The 20,393-nt window shown below is 75.3% G+C and carries 13 protein-coding genes; 1 reads left to right on the plus strand and 12 read right to left on the minus strand.

Translation table 11 applies throughout. The features are described 5' to 3' along the window. Positions 1-14: 14 nt before the first annotated feature. The 5 genes from ABT034_RS00980 to ABT034_RS01000 form a co-directional block, all read right to left on the minus strand. Entirely contained in the window at positions 15-659 is a 645-nt protein-coding gene (locus ABT034_RS00980) for a hypothetical protein (RefSeq protein WP_351209853.1), read from the minus strand. 97 nt (positions 660-756) lie between these two features. After that, the gene (locus ABT034_RS00985) at positions 757-1,725 is read right to left on the minus strand and encodes an ABC transporter ATP-binding protein (RefSeq protein ID WP_351209855.1); all 969 of its coding nucleotides are present in this window, start codon (positions 1,723-1,725) and stop codon (positions 757-759) included. Continuing rightward, positions 1,722-4,556 (minus strand): FtsX-like permease family protein, encoded by a 2,835-nt coding sequence (locus ABT034_RS00990; RefSeq protein ID WP_351210413.1) that lies wholly within the window; start codon positions 4,554-4,556, stop codon positions 1,722-1,724. The genes ABT034_RS00985 and ABT034_RS00990 overlap by 4 nt, the downstream gene beginning before the upstream one ends. Positions 4,557-4,633: 77 nt before the next feature. After that, positions 4,634-7,981 (minus strand): ABC transporter permease, encoded by a 3,348-nt coding sequence (locus tag ABT034_RS00995; protein WP_351209857.1) that lies wholly within the window; start codon positions 7,979-7,981, stop codon positions 4,634-4,636. Positions 7,982-8,202: 221 nt separating this feature from the next. Next, positions 8,203-8,607: a globin gene (locus tag ABT034_RS01000; protein ID WP_351209859.1), complete on the minus strand. Its 405-nt coding sequence runs from the start codon at positions 8,605-8,607 to the stop codon at positions 8,203-8,205. An 85-nt stretch (positions 8,608-8,692) separates the two neighbouring features. Here ABT034_RS01000 and ABT034_RS01005 point away from each other — a divergent pair, with 85 nt between their 5' ends. Further along, complete coding sequence (locus ABT034_RS01005) at positions 8,693-9,655, plus strand: methyltransferase domain-containing protein (protein WP_351209861.1); 963 nt, start codon at positions 8,693-8,695, stop codon at positions 9,653-9,655. A 4-nt stretch (positions 9,656-9,659) separates the two neighbouring features. Here ABT034_RS01005 and ABT034_RS01010 read toward each other — a convergent pair whose 3' ends face one another. Genes ABT034_RS01010 through ABT034_RS01040 form a run of 7 tightly spaced genes read right to left on the minus strand, consistent with a single transcriptional unit; the run spans position 9,660 to position 20,327 of the window. Then, complete coding sequence (locus ABT034_RS01010; RefSeq protein ID WP_351209863.1) at positions 9,660-11,021, minus strand: FHA domain-containing protein; 1,362 nt, start codon at positions 11,019-11,021, stop codon at positions 9,660-9,662. Positions 11,022-11,062: 41 nt separating this feature from the next. After that, complete coding sequence (locus ABT034_RS01015) at positions 11,063-12,394, minus strand: vWA domain-containing protein (RefSeq protein ID WP_351209865.1); 1,332 nt, start codon at positions 12,392-12,394, stop codon at positions 11,063-11,065. 54 nt (positions 12,395-12,448) lie between these two features. Next, on the minus strand, positions 12,449-13,867 hold the full coding sequence (locus tag ABT034_RS01020) for a PP2C family protein-serine/threonine phosphatase (RefSeq protein WP_351209867.1): 1,419 nt from the start codon (positions 13,865-13,867) through the stop codon (positions 12,449-12,451). A gap of 2 nt (positions 13,868-13,869) precedes the next feature. After that, positions 13,870-16,443: a serine/threonine-protein kinase gene (locus ABT034_RS01025; RefSeq protein ID WP_351210415.1), complete on the minus strand. Its 2,574-nt coding sequence runs from the start codon at positions 16,441-16,443 to the stop codon at positions 13,870-13,872. A 59-nt stretch (positions 16,444-16,502) separates the two neighbouring features. After that, positions 16,503-17,777 carry a coiled-coil domain-containing protein gene (locus tag ABT034_RS01030; RefSeq protein WP_351209869.1) on the minus strand — a complete coding sequence of 425 codons (1,275 nt, stop codon included), beginning with the start codon at positions 17,775-17,777 and terminating at the stop codon, positions 16,503-16,505. Between the two features lie 46 nt (positions 17,778-17,823). Continuing rightward, complete coding sequence (locus tag ABT034_RS01035; RefSeq protein WP_351209871.1) at positions 17,824-18,861, minus strand: glutamate ABC transporter substrate-binding protein; 1,038 nt, start codon at positions 18,859-18,861, stop codon at positions 17,824-17,826. A gap of 11 nt (positions 18,862-18,872) precedes the next feature. Next, positions 18,873-20,327, minus strand: a complete 1,455-nt coding sequence (locus tag ABT034_RS01040; protein WP_351209873.1) for a GlnX family signal transduction membrane protein — start codon at positions 20,325-20,327, stop codon at positions 18,873-18,875. Positions 20,328-20,393: the final 66 nt, after the last annotated feature.

Consider the following 20,393-nt stretch of genomic DNA (forward strand, 5'->3'; position numbering starts at 1 on the left):
GTGGGCGGCCCGCCCTAGCGGGGCGCCCGCCGTGCCCCTCGGCGGGTCATCGGCGGGTCCTTCGGGCGGCTCTCCAAGCGGCTGACGTGCCGCGCCGCCGCCGTCGCGCCGGACAGTGTGATCAGGGCGAGGAACCCCGGGAGCCACGGCGAGTTGGAGCCCTCGAGGGCCGGGTCCACCCGGCGGCGCGGATCGTAGGCCACCCGGATCGTCGCGCCGTCCGGCGCGGCCCTGCGGTCCTCCGCCAGGGACGACGGGTAGCCGCCCGGGCAGCGCAGGGTGTGGTGGAAGAGCGTCGTGTCGAGACCGCCGTCGAAGATCGCCTCCTTGTGTTCGGCGGTGACCTTCTCGACGACGCACTCGGCGACCTCACCCCGCGACGCCGCCTGGTCCGCGGCGGCCGCCGTCAGGAGCAGCCCGCCGGCCAGCGCCAGCGCGCCGAAGAAGCCCAGGCTCCCGGTCACCAGGACGAAGTACGCCACCCCCGCGACGACGATGGCCGCCCCGCCGACCGCTACCGAGACCGCCGTGGACGGCGCCGACGCGCCCCCGAAGCACCAGACCGCCCAGACGGCGAGCGCGACCGCGGCCACCGCCGGCAGGAACACCGCCGCCCGGGCCTTTCGCGCCTTCCTCGACGGCGCGCTCACCACTCGCATGGATCCCCCTGGCATGGACACCACCCCCCCAGGAGAGGGACGTGTGCCGGCCGTCCCCGGTTTCGCCGGAGCCCCGCCCCGGACGCGAGAGGCTTCCTCAGCCCTCCGCGTCGTCCGGCCACACCCCGATGTGGTCCTGCTCCAGTTCGAGCGCCACCCGGTGCTCCATCCCGAGCGCCTGGGTGTACTCCGCCGGCAGCTGGAGCCGGCCCGCGCGGTCGAGCATCGCGTACTCCCGGGCCACCAGCGACTCCTGGCCCTGCTCGTCGACCTCCGTACGGCGCAGCACCTCGGAGGACGTGCGGCCGTCGCGGATGGCGACCGTGCGGCGTACCTCGGAGGCCACCGCCTGGTCGTGGGTGACGATCACGATCGTGGTGCCCAGTTCGGCGTTGGCGCGGCGGAAGGCCGCGAAGACCTGCTCGCCGGTGGCCGAGTCCAGCTCGCCCGTCGGCTCGTCGGCGAGGAGCACGGACGGGTTGTTGGCGAGGGCGACCGCGATGGCCACCCGCTGCTGCTGACCGCCGGACAGCTGGTGCGGCCGCCGGTCGCGGGCCTCCGCGATGCCCAGCATCGCGAGGAGCTCCTCGGCCCGCTGCCCCTTCTGCCTGGACCGGCCCCGCAACTGCATCGGAAGCGCCACGTTCTGGGCCGCCGTCAGGTAGGGCAGGAGGTTGCGGGCGGTCTGCTGCCAGACGAAGCCGACGACCTCGCGGCGGTACCGCAGCCGCGCCTTGCCGTCCATCGCGAGCAGGTCACACCCGGCGACCCGGGCCGCGCCCGCGGTCGGTACGTCCAGGCCCGCCAGGATGTTCATGAGCGTCGACTTGCCGGAGCCCGAGGCGCCGACCAGGGCCATCAACTCGCCCTCCTTGACGAGGAGGTCGAGCCCCTGGAGGGCCTGCACCTCCACTCCGTCGGTGGTGAAGATCCGGACCAGCCGGTCGCAGGCGATGAGCGCGTCGTGACCGTACGAGGGCCGGTCGCGCCGCGCGTTCACCCGCCGCTCCAGCTCCTCCAGGGTGGTGTCGGACGCGGTGCTGGGGATCGTCCCGGTCTTCGTCATCGTGCGTCTCCTGCCCTGAGTTCCTTGATCGAGCTCTTCCGCCCGGCCCACCAGGCCTGCCCGGCCGCCGCCGTCGCCGTCAGGACGACGACCACGAGCGCGGGCACCACCAGCGACCACGGGTCCGCCCGCAGCGGCGCGCTGTCCAGCGGGGCGAACCCCGGTGTCGTCGCCAGCGCGAGCCGGAACAGGTCGATGCCCGGCGCGAGCAGCGGCACCGTCGCCCAGCCGACCAGCGTCCCGCCGAGCGCCGCGAGCACCGCCTGCGGCACCGCTTCGAGCCCGAGCAGACGCCGGCCCTGCTTCCGGGTGAGGCCCATCGTCCGCAGCCGGGCGAGGAGCGTCGTCCGCTCCGGCGCGTTCTGCATCAGGGACAGCAGCACGGCCACCACGGCGAAACCGCCGCCCACACCGATCGCGCCCAGGTACATCCGCTCGGCGCCCGACTGGAGCGGCGAGTCGACGTAGCCGGCCCGTTCCTCGGCGCGCATCGACACGAGCAGGGCGTCGGACTTCGCCTTCACGGCGGCCCGCAGCGCGGCGCCGTCCTGCGGGCCGGTGACGAGCAGTGTCGTGGGGGTCCTGTGGGTGAGGTCGGCGGCGTTGACGAGGAGGAAGTCGGCGCCGGGCAGGGCCGGCGTGGCCGACCGGACGGCGACCACCTTCACCCGGAAGACGCCTGCCGCCGCCACGATCTCCTGCGGCTCCGCGCCGAGCCGTTCGGCGACCGAGGGCGAGGCGATCGCGGGCAGCACCCGCTCGGTGTCCGCGGCGGCCTCCTTGCCGCCCTTCCCCGTCGACGCGAGCAGCCCCGCCGGGAACGGGCCGAAGCCGGTGCGTTCCGTGTGGCGGGTGTACGAGCCGGGTTCGACGCCCACCAGGGTGCCGCTCATCGGCTGGACGGTGGTCCCCTGGTGGGACGGCAGGGCCACCCCGTACTCGATCTGCACCGGGGCCACGTCCCGTACCCCCGCCGTCCCGCGCACCGACTCGGCGAGTCCGGCCGGCAGCGGGGTCCACTCCACCGCGCCGTCGATCCGGGCGTCCGCGCCGGTCGCCAGGAGAGCGGCCCGGTCGCGGGCGTCGGCGACACCGGCCAGGACCGAGCCGCCGAACGCCGCCGTCGTCAGCGCGAGGACGAGCGCGAGCAGCGGGAGCGTGCCCGCGGACGACGAGCGCCCGGCGCGCGCCAGGGCCAGCGGGCCCACCGCTCCCCGCAGCCGGCGGGCCGGCCGGCCCAGCCATCGCAGCGGCAGCGGATAGATCCGTACGAGGAGGGAGGCGGCGATCAGGCCGACGAGGACCGGCGCGGCGCTCACCAGCAGGTCACCGGAGGCACCCGCACCAGCCGAGGCACCAGAACCACCAGAGCCCCCGGAACCACCAGTTCCGCGGAGCCGCAGCGAGACGACCGCGCCCACGGCGAGGACGAGGACGGTGAGTTCGGCGACCGTACGGCGCCGGGAGGGGCGCGTGGTGAGCAGGTCGTCGCGCCCGCCGTGCAGGCGCGGGCGCCGGTGCAGGACGACCGCCCGCAGCGGCAGGACGAGCATCGCGAGGAGGGCGACGGCCGAGGCGGCGAGCAGGGAGGGGCCGAGCGGGATCGCGTCGGGCCCGCCTCCGGGTGCCCGCACCGTCACCACCGCGAGGACCAGGGCGAGCGCCGCGGCCGGTACGGAGACGGCGGAGGTCTCGCCGAGCAGCCGCAGACCGATACCGGTGAGCGAGGCGCCACGGGAGCGGAGCAGGGCCAGTTCGCCGTCCCTGCGGGCGACGAACAGCCCGCCCGTCATGGCGAGGACGACCGCCGCGACCGCGCCGATCCCGAAGACGGCGACAGCGACGACCGGACCGATCGCCTCGCGCATCGAACCGTACGAGTCGACGATCGTGTCGAGTTCGGTGGTCAGCGCCCCGGTGGGCCCCACGACCTTGCGCATCCTGAGCAGGTCGGGGCCGCCGGCCGCCGAGTCGAGCGCGGCGGCGAGCCGGTCGGTGTCCCGGCCGGTGAGGTGGCCGGACGTGGGCATGAACCGGAAGAAGACCTCCGGGTCGCCGAGGGTGGAGAGCGCGGCGGCCGCGGACGCGGGGGAGAGGAGCAGCGCCCCCTGCCAGTAGTACTTCACCTCTCCGTCGGCGACCAGCGGGGCGAGCGCGGGGGTGCGGAGCAGCGGCTCCACCGCCCAGTACGCGGCTTCGGGGCCGCGCGGCTCCACGATCCCGGTGACGGTCACGGCGAACGGTTCCGCGCCGACCCTGCTCGGCACGTGCACGACGGAGCCGGGCTTCAGCCGCAGGGCCGCGGCGGTCTGCGCGGTCACCACCGCTTCCGGCGCGCCGGGCGTGCCCGCGGCGAGCCGGCCCGTCCGCAGCGCGGCGTGCTCGGTGAGCCCGGACGGGGAGGAGAGCACGAACTCGGGGGACATGCCGTCGGGCCGGGGCAGCCAGGGGTCGAGACCCTCGACGCGCTTGACCGTACGGACGCCGTGGACGCTCTGCCCCGGGTCGGTCCTGATCGGCTCCGGGAACAGGGCACGGACCTCGTCGTGCTGCTTCCGGAGGACACCCGGGGCCAGGCTCGGCTCGGGTGGGGCCACGCCGAGCGGGGCGGTGAGTTCGAGGACGGTGTTGCGGGGCGCGGCGGTACGGATGTCGTGCCGCAGCCCCTCGGTCTCGTACGCGTCCATCGCCCGCGGCAGCGCGGCCGCGAGGTACGCGGTGACCAGGACGAGCAGGGCGAGCGACGCGGCGGCCCAGGGCGCGGTCCGCAGCCGGGTCCGCACCCAGGGCGCCACGGCGCGGGCGGGCTTGTCGGACCTGGGCCGGGCCATGTCGGGTGCCTTCCTGCGTACGGCGGGAGTGCCGGTGCTGTCGGGATCGTTGTCGTCGTACGGGGCCGTCGGCGCCATCAGTTGTCCCCCTGGTGGCGCAGGGTCACGGCCGGGTCCGTCGGGCGCAGCGCGATGACGGCGACCATGGCGAGCGGCAGCGCGGCGACGCCGGCGAGCAGCAGGGCGACGTGGCCGAGGGGCAGTTCGACCAGGACCGGGGGCACGGGGCGGGCGGCCTGGCCGGTCAGGACGACCAGGGGGACGACCGCACGGGCCAGGACGGCGCCGAGTCCGATGCCGACGAGCAGGCCGATGCCGATGAGCAGTCCCTGTTCGGCGGCGATCAGCCGGGCGAGGCGGCGGCGTGGCGCGCCGAGCGCCCGCAGCACCCCGAACTCGGCGGACCGTTCCCGCATCGCGCCGGCCGAGCCGACCGCGAAGCCGACGGCGGCGAGCGCGGCCGCCGCGGCGGCGACCGCCATCAGGGCGGCGTTGGGGCCCGCGCCGAGCGGGTCGCCGAGCAGTTCCGCGGCGACCTCGTCGCGGACGAGGACCTGCGCGGGGTCGGCGTCGGGCCGGGCGCGCAGGGCCGCGGCGACCTCGTCCGCCCGGCCGGGGGCGACGGTCAGCCACCATTCGGTGGGCGGCACGGTCGAGGCCTCGCCGGTGGAGAGGTACTGGTTGACGGCCGCCAGGTCGAGGAGGACCGTACCGCCGTCGTCGGGGGTGGCGACGGGGGAGAGGGCGGAGGCCGCCTGGGCTCCCGGCCCCGTCGTGGGCAGCTCGGCGACGACGTGGGCGACGGTGACGCGGACGTTGCGGCCGCCGATGGCGACCTCGATCTCGTCGCCGGGGCCGGCTCCGGTCGCCGTCATGAAGGCCCCGGTGGCCACGGCGAACAGCCGGTCGGGTGCCTTCGGTCCTGGGGCGGTCAGGCGCAGGGCGAACTCCTCGGCCGCCGGGGCGGGTTCTGCGTCGGACGCGGTGGTGGCGGCGAACGAGACGGTGTACGGGGCGGGGCGGCCTCCCGGCCCGGCGGTGCCGGGGACGCCGGAGGTGGGGCTGCCGCCTACGGCGTCGCCGTCGGTCGCCTCGTACAGGTGCGTCCAGGGGGCGAGGATCCGCCCGGGGGCGTGGACCTGCTCGCCGCCGTCCGCGCGGACGACGCCGAACCGCTCGGCGCGGAGGGTCCCCGTCCCCGCGCCGTCGTCGAACCGGCCGGTCAACTCCAGGCCGGTGAGGGTGAGCAGGCCGCCGGAGCCGCGGCCCGCGTCGGCGCCCGGTCCGGAGGTCAGGGCGCCGAGGTCGACGGTCAGCCGGTGGGTTTGGCCGTCGGTGGGCAGCAGGCCCATGGCCTGCCGGTACGGGACGCCGTTCGGGTCCTCCAGGACGGCCGCGACCTGGGCGGGGGCCGCCGTCGCGGTGAGCCGCAGGTCGGCGGTGAACGCCCGGCTGCCGGCGGGCAGCGGGAGACCGGGGCGGGTGGTCGCCGCGGGGGCGAGCGGGGCGAGGAGGGAGCGGACGGGGGCGTCGGCGAGGTCGGGGCGCATCAGCAGGCCACCGGCGGCGTTGCGGGTGTCGACGGCCAGGACGGTCGCGTGCTTGCCGGCCACGTCCATGCCGGTGCGGTACACCGGGGCGACCGCGCGGACACCGGGTACGGCGCCCAACTGCTCGGTCCGGGTGGGTTCGCCGGGGCCCGCGCCGAGGACACGGACGGCCGCGCCGGTGCGGAAGTCGGCCTGGTCGCGCTGCGAACGCTCCCACGACCGGTTCTGCCCGATGGCGAGCATGCCCATCGCCACGGCGAGGACGAGGAGGAGGACGGGGCCCGCGCCGCGCAGCGGCCGGCGGCTGAACTGCCAGCCGGCGAGCGCGGCGGAGAGACCCCGGCCGCCCGCCGCGCGCCGCTCGGCCAGCTTGGCGAGGGGCGGCAGCAGACGCAGGGTCAGGACGGTGCCGGCGAGCAGGGCGAGGGCGGGCGCGGCGACGAGCACCGGGTCCACGGAGCCGCCGCCGGGTCCCTCCGTGCCGAGGGTGCCGCCCGCGGCCGCGGGCCGCTGCAACTGCCAGTACGCGATGGCGGCGACGGCGAGCAGACCGAGGTCGGCCCCGGCCCGTACGGGGCCGGGCAGCGACGCCGAGCGGGCCTTGCGCAGCGAGACGGCGGAGCCGTCCCCCGCGGCGAGCGCGGGGGCGACGACGGCCGCCGCGCAGCACACCGCCACGGCGGCGGCGACCAGCCACACCTGGAGCGAGGGCGTCGTGTCCAGCTCCACGCCGAGGGAGGAGAGCGCGGACCGCTCGGCGAAGAGCCGGGTCAGCGGCCCCGAGAGGAGCGGGGCGGCGAGCGCCGCGGGCAGGGCGAGCAGCAGCGCCTCGGCGGCGGCGAGCCCGGCGATCCGGCGCCGCGAACCGCCGCGGGCCCGAAGCAGCGCGGTCTCCCCCGAGCGCTCGGTGCTGAGCAGCCGGGCGACGAGCAGCAGCGCGTACGCGGCGAGGAGCACCAGCTGGACGGCGACGATCAGGAGGGTGGAGCGGGAGACGAGCAGGGACCGCTGGGTCTGTTCGAGGACGGTCGGCAGCGCGGTGGTCGCGGAGATCGTCGTGCCGAACCGGTCGGGGGCCTCGGCCAGCGCCTTCGGGCCCTCGGTCGCCGAGGCGCGCAGGGCGTCGATGCGGTCGGTGGTGAGGCCGCTGAAGTCGGCGGAGCCGAGCCAGGACGTGTCGCCGGAGCTCAGCGCCCCCGAGGCGAGCGCCGCCGGGTCGGCGAGGAGCGGGCCGTACGTCGTGAACGCGACCGTCCGCACCCCGCGGCCACCGGCAGGGTCCAGCTGCCAGTACAGGTCACCGGTGTCGACGGGCCGGTAGACGCCGGTGATCCGGGCCTTCACCCGCCGGTCGTCGAGCCGGTCGCTCAGGTCGAGTACGGTCCCGGGGCCGACCCGCAGCCGCCGGGCCGCCTCCTCGGGCAGCGCCGTCTCGACCACGCCGGCCGTCCGGGCGGCGGAGGGCCAGGCGCCGCGGACGAGGGACAGCTTCGAGCGGTCGAGCGCGGCGAAGTGGGTGAGGTCGGGGTCGCCCTTGCGGGCGGCGGGCGCCTGGAGACTCCGGGGCAGCGCGTACGGCCCGGAGAGTTCCAGGCGCCGTACGGTCACGGGCAGGCCGTCGAAGGTCCGCCGCATCCCCTCCTGGACGGCCTCCTCGGCGCCGGCCCGCTTGGCGGCGGGCACCTGCCCGCTCACGCGCAGCGAGGCCGCGGCCGCGGACCTGCCTTGGAGCCCGGCCTGGAGCGCGGCGTCCCCGATGGCCCCGGAGAACGAGGCGAGGGTGGCGAGCACCGAGGTGGTCAGGAGCACGGCGAGGAGTGCGGCGGCGAGCAGCAGCCGGTGTGCCCTGACACGCAGAAATACGAACCCCGTCACCCATCCCCCTGGCCACCCTGATCACGGTGCGCACGTCGAACGTGGTCGAACGCTCCCGAGACTTCCCTCGGATGCTTTCAGAGGGCATGTGCCGCTGGAAACCGCTTACGGACCGACCTTGATGCGATCGTGACCGTTATTCGGGGTTCCGTCTCCGGAATGTGTCCGTCCGAGACAGGTTCCGCGACAGGCGAGTTCCGTGACGGGTGGGTGAGGGGTCGTCAGCCGGCCGTGTTCACCATCGAGGCCGCCGCGTACGTCAGATAGCGCCAGAGCTCGCGCTCGTGCTCCGGGGCCAGGGCCAGGTCGTCCAGGGCCGCGCGCATGTGGCGGAGCCAGGCGTCGTGGGCCGCCTGGTCCACGGTGAACGGGGCGTGGCGCATCCGGAGGCGGGGGTGGCCGCGGCCGTCGCTGTAGGTGCGGGGGCCGCCCCAGTACTGCATCAGGAAGAGCGCGAGGCGCTCCTCCGCCGGGCCGAGGTCCTCCTCGGGGTACATCGGGCGCAGCAGCGGGTCCCCCGCGACACCCTCGTAGAAGCGGCGGACCAGACGGCGGAAGGTCTCCTCGCCACCGACCTGCTCGTAGAAGGTCTGCTCCTGCGTCGTTTCCCCGGGAATCTCGTTCACCGTCCCATCGTCTCAGATGACCCGTCCTAGGACTTGAGGTCCAGGACCACTCGCCGGGGACCCCCGGCGGCGGGAGAGTGGAGGCATGGATGAGCGGCGGGAGCGGCCGGACGAGTTCGCCGAGGCCGGCGCGCGGGCGCGACGGGCCCTCGTGCGGGAGATCGAGGCGGACGGCTCGCTGACCGATCCCGCCTGGCGCGCCGCCTTCGCCGACGTCCCGCGCCACCTCTTCGTCCCGTACTACTACGTGCCCGGGACCGGCGGCTACGAGCGGCTCTGGTCCGGCGATCCGAACCCCGAGCGGCGGGACAGCTGGCTCCGCGGGGCCTACGAGGACACGGCGATCGCCACCCGGGTGCGGGACGGGGAACTGGTCTCGTCCGCCAGCCAGCCCTCCCTGATGGCGCTGATGCTCCACGCCCTGGACGTACGCGACGGGGACGACGTCCTGGAGATCGGCGCCGGGACCGGCTACCACGCGGCCCTGCTCTGCCACCGGCTCGGCGCGGAGCACGTCACCACCGTCGACCTGGACGAGGAGATCACCGAGTCCGCCCGGACCCATCTGGCCGCCGTCGGGTACCGTCCGGCGGTCGTCACCGCCGACGGCGCCCGCGGCTGTCCCGAGCACGCCCCCTACGACCGGATCGTCGCGACCTGCGCGCTGCCCTCGGTCCCGTACCCCTGGCTCGCCCAGTGCAGGCCGGGCGCCCTCGTCCTCGCCCCGCTCTCCACCGGGCTGCTCCTGCTGCGGGTGCGCGACGGGGCGCACGCGGAGGGACGGTTCCTCGCGACCTCCGCGTACTTCGTGGCGCTCCGGGGCGCCGCGGGGCGCGTCCCGCGGCCCGATCCGGCCGGGGACGAGCGCTTCCGGTTCCTGTGGGGTCTGGTCGGCGGGACCCTCGACAGGCGGGAAGCGCTCTCGCTCTGGCTGCGCGAGCGGCGGCCGGAGCGGGAGCGCTTCGGGGTGACGGTCAGCGGCGACCGGCAGTGGGCCTGGCTCGACGACCCCGGAGGGCCGTACGCCTGGCCCCTGCCGGACGCGTGAACGGTCAGGACAGACGGATCGTGATCGTCGTCCAGGCGCCGACGTGCACCCGGTCGCCGTCCTGGAGCTGGACGGGGACGTAGGGCTGGATCGGCTCCTCGCCGCCGTTGACCGTGGTGCCGTTGGTGGAGTTCTGGTCCACCACCGCCCACGAGCCGTCCGGCTGCTGCACGAGCACCGCGTGCTGGTGCGAGACGCCCGGGTCCTCCGGCGGCACCGACAGGTCGATGTCGGGGGACTCCCCGGTGGAGTGCCGGCGGCGGCCGATGGAGATCTGGTTGCCCTGGAGCGGCAGGTGCTTGTCCGGCGAGTACGCGGGCAGGTTCAGGCCCGTCGCCTCGGGACCGCTGCGCTGCATCATCGCCATGAAGTAGTCGCGGTCCGGGCCGATGACCGCGGTCCAGGACAGCGGCTGCCGCGGCGGCTGGTACTGCTGCGGAGGCTGTTGCTGCTGCGGAGGCTGTTGCTGACCCTGGTGCGGGGGAGGGCCGTGGGGCGGCTGGTGTTGCGGGGGCGTCTGGTGCTGCGGGGGCGGCGGAGGCGTCTGGTGCTGCGGAGGCGCGTGATGCTGAGGCGGCGCCTGGGGCGCCTGATGCTGCGGAGGCGTCTGGTGCTGCGGAGGTGCCTGCGGCGCCTGGTGCTGCGACGGCGGCGAGAGCACCCAGTCGTCGTCCGCGCGCGGCTGCGGCGGCGCGGGCGGCGCCGGTGCCTGGGCCGGAGCCTGGAGGTAAGAGGGCGGGGCCGGCGGCTGCTGCGCCGGCGGGCGCTGCGGCGGGGCCTGGTGGTGCGTGGGGTCGCCCCCGAGCGGCTCGGCCGGCCGGTTCACCTGCGAGGGCCGCGAGCCCTGGTACCCGAACGGGTCCTGCGGCTGCTGCTGCGGCGGTGGCGGCGGAGGCGTCTGGTGCTGCGGCGGGGACTGGAAGCCCGGCGGCAGGTTCAGACCGGGTGGCGGTCCGGGCTGCTGCGGCGGGGACGGGGCGTTCTGCGGGGCCAGCGGCGTGTAGGAGGTCGCCGTGTTCGTGAGGAAGTTCCAGCGGCACTCCTCGCAGAACGGCGCCATGTACTCGCGCGGGGTACGGCACTGCGGGCAGAGCTCCGCCTGGGCCGTCGCGTTCGGGTCGCCACCGGGGCCGAAGCCACCGGGAGCGGCCGGAGCACCGGGACCACCGGGGCCGGGCGCGCCCGGAGCACCGGGCGGCGGGCCCGCCGGGGGCTGGCCGGGGCCGGGGTATCCGTACGCGGGGGGCGGCGGCGGGGGAGGCGGCGGTACGGCACCCGTCGGCGCACCCGCCCCGGCCATGCGATGGCCGCAGACCTCGCACCAGTCGTCGGAGACCGACTGGTGTCCGTTCGGGCAGGTAGGCATGTCGGTGCTTCCCCCTCTCGTCGTCCGGCCCGGTGGCCGGGCTACCTCTTGACGCGAACGGTCTTGGTGGAGCGCGTTTCGAGTGTCATCTCGTCCGCATCCGCGACCTTCGCCTTCAAACGCACAGTACCGGTCGCCGCGTCGACGACGTCGACCACCTTCGAAAGCAGTTTCGCCGTATCCGCGTTCCCTGAAGCCGCCGCGAGCTGCACGGCGCGGCCCAGTTTGGCCGTCGCGCCGTCGTGATCGCCCGATTTGCGGGCATCGAGGCCCTGTTGGATGACGTCCGCCAGCTCGGCCTGGCCCGTGTAGTGCGCGACCTGGGGGTTGATCGACGTCGACATCGCCAGGTCGTCGGTCCACACCGCCCGTACCAGTCCCTGAGACAGCGGGCGCGGATCGCCGCCCGCCGGGTCCGGGGCGATCAGGGAGACCCGGGCGGCGAGCATCTCCTGGCCGACCGCGGCCCTCGGGACCCGCACGCTGACGTGGTAGTCGCGGGACTCGTCGCCCCACGAACCCGTCGGGTAGTCCCCGGCGCGCGGTCCGGCCTCGGTACGCCGCCCGGTCAGGTCCTCGACCGTCGGCGCCACCTGCTTTACATAGGCGATCTCCACCCCGACGGGGGTCCAGAGCCGCAGCGCGACGTCCGCGACGCCCTTGCCCATCGCCTGCTCCATCATCGCCGTGAAGTCGGCGGCGAGGGCGGACGGGTCGGCGACGATGTCGGCGGTGCCGAGGAGCGCCGAGGCGATCCCGGTGACCTCCTTGACCTCCCAGTCGGTTCCCACCCCGCGCGCGTCACAGGTGAAGCGGCCCGCGCAAACGTCGAGCGCGGCCCGCAACTCCTCCGGCGACTCGTGCTCGTTGCGGCCGTCGGTGAGCAGGATGCCGTGCCGGATGGTGAGCTCGGCGGAGGAGAGCAGCCGGTCCGCGAGCCGCAGCCAGGTGCCGATGGCCGTGCCGCCGCCCGCGCTCAGCCGGCGCAGCGCCTCCTTGGCCTCGGCCCGGGTGCGGGCGTCGGCGACGGCGAGGCGGCCGTCCCCGGGGTAGACCTCCTTCGCCACGTGCGTGCCGGCGACGACGGCGAAGGAGGTGCCGTCGCGCAGGGTGTCGACGGCGGCGGCGGTCGCCTCCCGGGCGCCCCGCATCTTGGTGGAGGGGTAGTCCATCGAGCCGGAGCAGTCGACCATGATCACGACACCGGCCGTCCCGGCGCCCGCCGTGCCGTAGAGCCGGTGCCCGCTCGTGCCGCCCCCGGTCGCCGTGACCGTGACGATCGCGCTGACGTCACGCCCGCCCTCGGGCAGGAACTCGTTCTGGTAGACGTCCACCGAGAACTGCGGCACGGTCGACTTGGAGAAGTTCGCCATCTGTTACGGCTCCTCGGACAACAAGGCTGAAGGGGACGGGGGACCGGCGACCGCTCAGGCGGATCCTGCCCCTTGGGGGGTGACCGTGAACGGCACGAGGGCGACCGTGATGTTGTCGTGGCCTCCGCCGTCCAGGGCGTGGCCGACCAGGACCTGGGCGCTGTGCAGCGGGCGGTGCGCCGCGTCGGCGGGGACGACCCGGGCCATGTCGTCGGCGCCCTCCGCGTAGTTCCACAGGCCGTCCGTGCAGACCACCACCACGCCGGACCGGTCCGGCTTGAACGCGGCCGTGTGCGGCTCCAGTTCGTACGCGTCGGCGCCGAGCCACCCGGTGATCGCGTGGGCGCGCTCGTCCGCGTACGCCTCGGCCTCGTTCATCAGGCCCGCCGCGACCATCTGGGCGGCCCACGAGTCGTCCTCGGTGAGCCGGGCGGGCGGGGTGGCGCGGTCGTCCGGCACCCAGTAGACACGGCTGTCCCCGACCCAGCCCACCACGAGCAGGCCGTCGGCGACGACGGAGCCCACGATGGTGCAGGCCGGGGCGTTGCGGTGGCGGTGCGGGTCCTGCTCGGCCCCGTCCTGGTCCGGCTCCTCGGCGAGGGAGTTGACGGCCTCGGCGGCGGCCACGATCGCCTCGTGCATCGCCTGCTGCGGGTGGGTGCCCCGGGGGAGCGCCGCGAGCAGCGAGGCACCGGCCGCCTCCGCGGCGGCGGCGGAGGCCTCGTCGGGCCGGGTCGCGGAGGACACGCCGTCGCAGACGATCGCGACGGTGGCGGGTGAGCCGTCGGGGAGCGTGGTCGCCGATACGGCGAACGCGTCCTCGTTGCGGTGATGGCGCAGCCCGCGGTCGCTGACGGCGGCGACACCGCCGAGCTCCCGCTCCATGTGGTCGCGCTCGCGGGGCTGCGCGTGCCCGCAGTTCTCGCAGTACCCGTCGGTGTCGACCCGCCCGGCCCGGCAGGCCACACACACGGTGGCGGTGGGCGCGGGGGAGGGGGCGGCGGGGGGCGCGGGGGGCGCTGCGGGGACAGGAGGAGCGGCGGGCGCGGGAGGAGCGGCCGGGACCGGGGGCACCTGTACCGCCGTACGCGGGTCGGGCGCGGCCAGCTCGAAGTCCCCGCTGCCCGCCGTGGTGTGCCCGGCGGGCAGCACCGGACCGTCCGTACGGGCCGGCACCGGACCGTCCGTACGCACCGGCATCGTCGGCAGGTCGCGGCCGCCGGAGTCGGTGCCCGGGAGGTCGCCCGGGTGCTGGGTCATGGTCGACAGCGAACCGGGCTCCCTCGGCGGGGCGTCCGGCCAGTCCACGGGGGTGCCGATCGCCACGGTCGGGCGGTCCGGCTCCACCCCGGCGGCCGGCACGGCCATCAGGTCGTGACCGCACGCCCCGCAGAACCGGTCACCCGACTCCAGCGGCTCCGCGCAGTCCGGGCAGACCGCGAGTCCGTGCGACGGCTTCGGCTTCTGGGACATCCTCACACCCACGTCCTGGGGCGGAAGCGGTTGGCCCGCTCCACCAGTTCGATCCTCTCCTCGCCCCGCTGGGCGAGCCGGGCCAGTACCCGGTACGAGCGTTCGAGGCCGAAGCGCAGTCCGCGCTCGTCCAGTTCACTTCCGAGCAGCAGAGCCCCGCCGCCCGGTTCCGCACCGGGACTACCGGAGAGTACCCAGTCGAGGGCCGCTCCGAGGACCTCCGTCGACAACTGCTCCCGGCGCACCGCGTCGAGGCCGAAGCCCTGGAGCGCGGAGACCTGCGCCGCCGACGCCGTCAGATCGGCGCCGATCGGCTCCCACGCCGGGCGCCGCCGCAGCCGCGCCCGTACGGTCGCGACGCGGGCCGCCGTGTAGTGGATCGAGGCCTCCGGTACGGATTCCAGTGTCGCGACGGCACCGGTACGGTCCCCCGCCGCGAGCTGCACCCGGGCGAGGCCGAAGGCCGCGCTGACGAAGCTGGGGTCGGTGGCCCACACCAGGCGGTAGTACTCGGCGGCGTTGTCCAGCTGGCCGAGCACCTCGGCGCAGATCCCGAGGGCCAGCTTCGGCGCCGGCTCCCCGGGGAAGGCGTCGTAGATCGCGTCGAAGGCGAGCGCCGCGTGCTGGTGGTCCCCGGTCACGAGGGAGGTGACGCCCCGGTACCAGACGACCCGCCAGTCGTCCGGGTCGCGCTCCTCGATCCCGGCGAGGGTCCGTACGGCCGATGCCAGGTCGCCCAGCTCCAGCTGCGCCCGCAGGGTGCGCAGCCACAGCTCGGCGGAGTGGACGGGCGCGGCATGGAGCGCGCCGAGCAGCTCACCCGGAGCGGCGGCGGCGAGACCGGCGAGGAAGCCGGCGTTGGGGTCGCCCGGGTGGACCCGGGGCACGGGCAGCGCGAGCGCGGTGGCGGGCGTGTCGAGCGCCGCGAGCAACTCCCCGAGCCCGAGCGCGGGCCCGGCGGCGACCCCGGCCCCGGGCGAGGCCCCAGCGGCCCCGGCGCCACCGACATTCGGCGCCGCACCCGGAACGGCCCCGGCCCCGGCCCCCACACCCGCCCCCGTCCGCTGCCTGCGCCCCGTCCTCCGGGCCCCCAGCAGCGACACGTCCTCCGTCAGCTCCGCGAAGAGTGCTGTGTCCGTGACCCGGACCTCCGTGCCGAACAGCGTCGAGAGCGCGGGCCGTGGCCGCCCCGACTGGAGCGCCACCACCTCCCGCAGCACACCCGTCAGCTGCTCCGCCATCTCCTGCGCGGAGGCGAACCGGCGGGCCGGGTCCGGGTCGGTGGCGCGGACCAGGAAGCGGTAGAACGACTCGTACGTCCGGAAGACCGCGATGTTGTCCGGGTCGGGCAGCGAGTCCACGAAGACGTTCGTGTAGCCCTGGAAGTCGAAGGTCATCACGGCGAGCGTGCGCGCCACCGTGTACAGGTCGCTCGCCACCGACGGGCCGACCTCGGCCACCTCCGGAGCCTGGTAGCCGACCGTGCCGTAGATCGCGGACTCGTCGTCGTCCATCCGCCGGACCGCGCCCATGTCGATCAGCTTCAGCTGGTCCTCGGTCTGGATGGCGTTGTCGACCTTGAAGTCGCAGTACAGCAGGTTCCGGCTGTGCAGGTGCCCGAGCGCCTCCAGGGCCTCGATCCCGTACGCGCAGGCCTGCTCGACCGGCAGCGGGTCGCGCCGGCCGTCCGGGGTGCGCCGGTCGTTGGCGATCTCCTTGAGCGACTTGCCGCCGACGTACTCCATGACGATGTAGCCGTCCAGGGAGCCGGTGCGCTGGTCGAGGTGCTCGACGAAGTTGTAGATGCGGACGATGTTGGAGTGCTCGATCTCGGCGAGGAAGCGGCGCTCGGAGATCGCCGCGGCCATGGCGTCCTGGTCGCCGGTGTCGAGGAGGCCCTTGAGGACGACCCACCGGTCGGACACGGCCCGGTCGACGGCGAGGTAGACCCAGCCGAGACCGCCGTGCGCGAGGCAGCCCGCCACCTCGTACTGGCCGTGCACGATGTCCCCGCCGCGCAGCTTCGGCACGAAGGAGTACGGGTGCCCGCACTTGGTGCAGAAACCCTCCGTACGCCCCGGCCGGTCACCCCGCGAACGCCCCACGGGCCCACCGCAGTCGGAGCGCGAGCAGAATCGCTTCCGCTCGGGAACCTCGGGGTTCTCCATCACCGCGCCCCGCGGGTCCGGGCGCGGCACCTCAGGGATCGACACCAGGCCCGCGCCCAGCCGGTTCCTGGCGGACTGGCCGGTCGACGAGCCCGAGCTGCGCACCGACACCGAGCGGGACGCGGAGGGCCCGGAGAGCGAACGCGAGAGCCGCCCGGAGACCGAACGCCGGGAGGTCGAGGAGCGCGAGGAGGCCCGCGAGGACGCCCGCGAACTGCTCCGCGAGGAGCTGGAGTCCGCCCCGCCGACCCCTGCTCCCGCCCCCGAACCCGAACCCGTACCCGTGCCGCCCCTGCCCGTGCCCTTGCCGGGCACGGCCATCCCCGTCGGCGTCGAGCCGATGAGCCCTCCGGGCGCGACCACCGGCGCGAGGCCGCAGGTGTCGCAGTACAGCTCGCCGCCTCCCATGTCCTCGTACGAACCCTCGCACGAAGGACGCTGACAGCTCCCCACGCCCGTCTCCCCGCTCACTGTCGTCCTCCCGCGTCTCTCGGGCCGGACAGTACGTCCGCCGCCGCCTGCTGGTAGCGCAGCACGGCCTGTTCCGCGACCCGCAGATCGCAGGGCGCGCTCCACAGCATCCGCCGGGCCGCGTCGTACCGCTCCACGAGCAGCGGGTCCTCCGCCCCGCCGAGCCGTGCCACCTTCGCCTTGTACGCGTCGAGCCGGCCGCGCAGTTCGGCCCGGACCGCGAGCGGCGCCGTGACGGCGGTCAGCGACTCCCGGGCCCGCAGCAGTTCGTCCTCCGCCTCCCGCTCCAGGGACTCCAGGAGCGGCGAGAGCCGGTGCCACTGGGCGTGCCTGCGGTACTCCGCGGCCGCGGCGAGCCGCTCCTGGAGCACCGTCGGCGGCCCGCTGACGGCCGGGACCTCGGAGGCGGCGATCTTCGCGAGGACCTCGCCGCGCGCGGCCCGCGCCTCGGCGAGCGTACGGTCCGCCCGCGAGAGCACGTCACGCAGCCGGAGCAGCCGGTCCTCGGAGTCCTGCCGGACCGCGAGCACCGCCTCGATCTCCCGCCGGACGTCCTCGAGGGCCAGGGCCGCCCTGTCGTACCGCTCGGTGTCGGGCCGGCCGCCACCGGGCGCCGAACTGCCCGCCGCGGGGCGCCAGAACGCCAACGGATCGGTCACCACCTGGGAGCGCAGCCGGGTCAGCTCGGCCGTGATGTCGTCGAGGTCGTCCCCCGCCGGATGCTCCCCGGGCCGCACGCCGACCGAGTGGGCGAGCGAACGGGTACGGCGCAGCTCGGCGGCGAGCAGGTCTATCCGGGCGGGCAGCGCCGACCAGACGGCGTCGGCGGTGACCACCAGGTCCAGCGAGGACGCGTACAGCTCGTTCATCCGCCGGACGAGGCCCTCCAGGGTGAACCGCTCGGAGAGCAGCCCCTGTTCACCCGCCCCGCCCGCGACGACCACGCTCTCGCCGCGCAGCCGGTCGGTCAGCTCCACCAGCTCGTCACGGCCGGGCCAGCGCCGCCGGGCGCGCACCTCGCGGGCGTCCCGCAGGGCGCCGGTGTACACGTCGAAGCAGGTCCAGAGCAGGGTGATGGTCCGCTCGGTGGCGGCCCAGCGGTCTCGGGTCGTCCCGGTCAGCTCGGCCCCTTCGAGCAGCCTGCGGCCCGCGTGGTCCTGGAGCGCGAAGAGCGAGTCCTCGACCGCCTTGTGCTCGGCGCCGAGCCGCGCCAGCGCACGGTCCACCTCGTCCCGGTCCATCACCGGCCCAGGGGGTCCCGTGACGCCCATCGATCACCTCTTCCTCTCCGTGTACCGGGCTCTCGTGCGGGGCGGGCTACTTGTACAGGGGAGTGGGCGGGCCGGATATCCCGGGCAGGTCCTTCTCCAGCCAGTTCTTGTACGCCTGCTGCCAGGGGCCCTGCCGGTAGTCCACGAGGACCTGGTTGACCCGGCGGACCAGGTCGTCGTTGCCGAGCTTGGCGGCCACCCCGTAGAACTCGGTGGTGAACGGCCGGCCCTTCAGCTCGACCGCGGGGTCCTGGGCGGCCTGGCCGGCCGCGAGGGCGTTGTCGGTGACGACGGCGTCGACCTCGCCCAGCTGGAGCCTGGCCAGGCAGTCCAGCTGGTTGGGGACGGTCAGCAGGTCCTTGTCGTCCTTGGTGCCGTCGGCCTCGTCCTTGAAGAGCGCGCCGAAGGACTTCTCCTCCAGGGCCTCGTAGGCGGTGGAGCCCTCGGCGGTGCAGATCCGCTTGCCGCTCAGGGAGGAGTCGTAACCGGTGATGTCCTCGGCGAGCTTGGGCGCGAGGACCTGCTGTCCGGCCTGGAAGTAGGCGGTGGAGAAGGCGACCTGCTGGATCCGCTTGCAGTTGATCGTCATCGTGCGCACGACGAGGTCGACCTTGCCGCTGTCCAGGGCGGCGATCCGCTGGTTCGTCGGGATCGCCCGGAAGATGACGGCGTTCTCGTCGCCCAGGACGTCCCGCGCGATGGCACGGGCCAGATCGATGTCGAAGCCCTCCAGGGTGCCCTTCTCCGGGTTCCGGTAGCCCCAGCGGTAGCTGGACTGGTCGACGCCCACGATCAGCTTCCCGCGGGCCTTGATCGCCTGGATCGACGGGCCGTCCGCCGTCGAGGGCCGCAGGGACGCCGCCGGGTCCTTGCAGGTGTCCGCCTTGACCTGGATCCCGGTGCCGACGCCGGGCCCGGCCCCGCGGGTGCCGGAGGTGGCCGCCGCGTCGCCGCCGTCGTGGGTCAGCGGAAGCAGGGTGAGCGAGGCGGTGAGCCCGCAGGCCACGGCCATGGCGGCCACCCCGCCCCAGCCCCGGAACCGCTGCGCCGTCCGCCGCACCAGCGGGTACGTGCCGCTCGGCATCCCGCCCCCTCTCACCGGTACTCCGACAGTCTGCGGTTGATGCCGAGCACGGCGCCCGCCGCGCCCAGGACACCGAGGGCCGCCGCGCCCAGGGGCAGCGCCGTCAGCGCGTCCCGTGCGTCGCCCGCGGAGCGGGTGAACTCGGTCTGCTCGTGTGCGAGGGCCCGCTCCAGGGCCGCGTCGACCTGGTCGAAGGACTGCCCCGTCGACCGGTCCGAATCCTCGGAACCCACGATGCGGCCCAGCGCGCCGTCGAAGTCACCGGCCTCGTCCTTCGCGCGGGCGTCCTTGTGGCGCTTCTGCCACTCGGCCGTGTGGGAGGCGGCCTCGTCGACCGGGCCGCGGCCCGCGTCGTCGTCGGCCCGCTCGCGCGCGGTGGCGAGCGCGGTCGTCAGGGCGTCCATGCTCGCCGTGTACTCGGCCTCGTACTTGTCGTTCTTGCCGTCCTCGGTGAGGACGGCGCCCCGGGCGACCAGGGTCAGGTTCTCGTTGGCGCGGGCCGTGAGCGAGCTGATCCGGGCGGCGTTGAGGACCTGGAGGGACTCCTGCCCGTGCGCCCGCGCGCTGTCGAGCCCGCTGCGCGCGACCGTGTGCGCGGCGAGGAGCCAGAGCACGACGACGACCGTGGCGGCGGTAGCGGCGAGCAGTCCGTGGTTGAAGACCCGGTGCGTCCGCGCGTAGTTGCGGCGCTGGGCCCAGACGAGGGCGGCGAGGGTGAGGACACCGAGGCCGAGGGCGAGGAACGGCCAGGTGCGGGCCGACTCGTCGTCCTCCTGGAGCCGTACCGTCTCCGCCGCGTACAGCCGCTCGGCGGCCGGCAGCAGGGTGCTGGTCATCTGCTGGTTGGCGTACCGCAGATAGGCCCCGCCCAGGGGCAGGCCCTGCCGGTTGGCGGCCCGCGCGCGCTCGATCAGGCCCGTGTACCGCGGGAGTTGCTGGTTGAGGGTGGCGATCTCGCGGGCCGACTCGCTCGAACCGGCGGTGGCCGAGGCGGCCTTGACGAGGAGCCGGGCGGCGGTCGCGATGTCCCGGTCGTAGCGCGCGCGGGAGTCCGCGGGCTCCAGAGTGCCCGCGAGGAAGCCGCTGGCGGCGGTGGTGTCGGCGTCGGCGAGGGAGCGGTAGATCGCGGCGGCGTCGGCGGACAGCGGCTGACTGCGGCTGACGACGTCGTCGGCGGCGGAGGCCCGGTCGTCGACCTGGAGGGCGGTGACGGCCCCGAACGCGACCACGAGCAGCGCGAGGACGGCGCCGAGGATCTGGAGCCGGCCGGGCTCGGTCGTCGTGGCGACCCGCAGCCGCTCCCGTCCCACGGCGAGCGCCCCGCGCCCCGCGGGCGGGGCGGCGCCGGGCGCGGGCGACGGCGGGGCGGGCGACGACGGCTGCGCGGGCACGCCGGCCGGGCGCGCGGGCGCGGGCGCCGTGCCCCGCGCCGCCGAGGCGGCGGGCACGTTCGGCGGGTGTGTCACTTGACCTCCCCCTCGGTCGCTGACGTCGGCCCGGCCAGCAGTATGGCCTCAGGGGGCCGTCCGCAC

Origin of the sequence: Streptomyces sp. NPDC002773, from assembly GCF_040295605.1 — a bacterium.
In the GTDB taxonomy this organism is placed as follows: Bacteria; Actinomycetota; Actinomycetes; order Streptomycetales; family Streptomycetaceae; genus Streptomyces.

What these genes read in the sequence shown, in the direction of transcription:
- ABT034_RS00980 (WP_351209853.1), bottom strand. Translation starts at nt 659, where the DNA reads ATGCGAGTGGTGAGCGCGCCGTCGAGGAAGGCGCGAAAGGCCCGGGCG.
- ABT034_RS00985 (WP_351209855.1), bottom strand. Translation starts at nt 1,725, where the DNA reads ATGACGAAGACCGGGACGATCCCCAGCACCGCGTCCGACACCACCCTG.
- ABT034_RS00990 (WP_351210413.1), bottom strand. Translation starts at nt 4,556, where the DNA reads ATGGCCCGGCCCAGGTCCGACAAGCCCGCCCGCGCCGTGGCGCCCTGG.
- ABT034_RS01005 (WP_351209861.1), top strand. Translation starts at nt 8,693, where the DNA reads ATGGATGAGCGGCGGGAGCGGCCGGACGAGTTCGCCGAGGCCGGCGCG.
- ABT034_RS01010 (WP_351209863.1), bottom strand. Translation starts at nt 11,021, where the DNA reads ATGCCTACCTGCCCGAACGGACACCAGTCGGTCTCCGACGACTGGTGC.
- ABT034_RS01015 (WP_351209865.1), bottom strand. Translation starts at nt 12,394, where the DNA reads ATGGCGAACTTCTCCAAGTCGACCGTGCCGCAGTTCTCGGTGGACGTC.
- ABT034_RS01020 (WP_351209867.1), bottom strand. Translation starts at nt 13,867, where the DNA reads ATGTCCCAGAAGCCGAAGCCGTCGCACGGACTCGCGGTCTGCCCGGAC.
- ABT034_RS01025 (WP_351210415.1), bottom strand. Translation starts at nt 16,443, where the DNA reads ATGGGAGGCGGCGAGCTGTACTGCGACACCTGCGGCCTCGCGCCGGTG.
- ABT034_RS01030 (WP_351209869.1), bottom strand. Translation starts at nt 17,777, where the DNA reads ATGGGCGTCACGGGACCCCCTGGGCCGGTGATGGACCGGGACGAGGTG.
- ABT034_RS01035 (WP_351209871.1), bottom strand. Translation starts at nt 18,861, where the DNA reads ATGCCGAGCGGCACGTACCCGCTGGTGCGGCGGACGGCGCAGCGGTTC.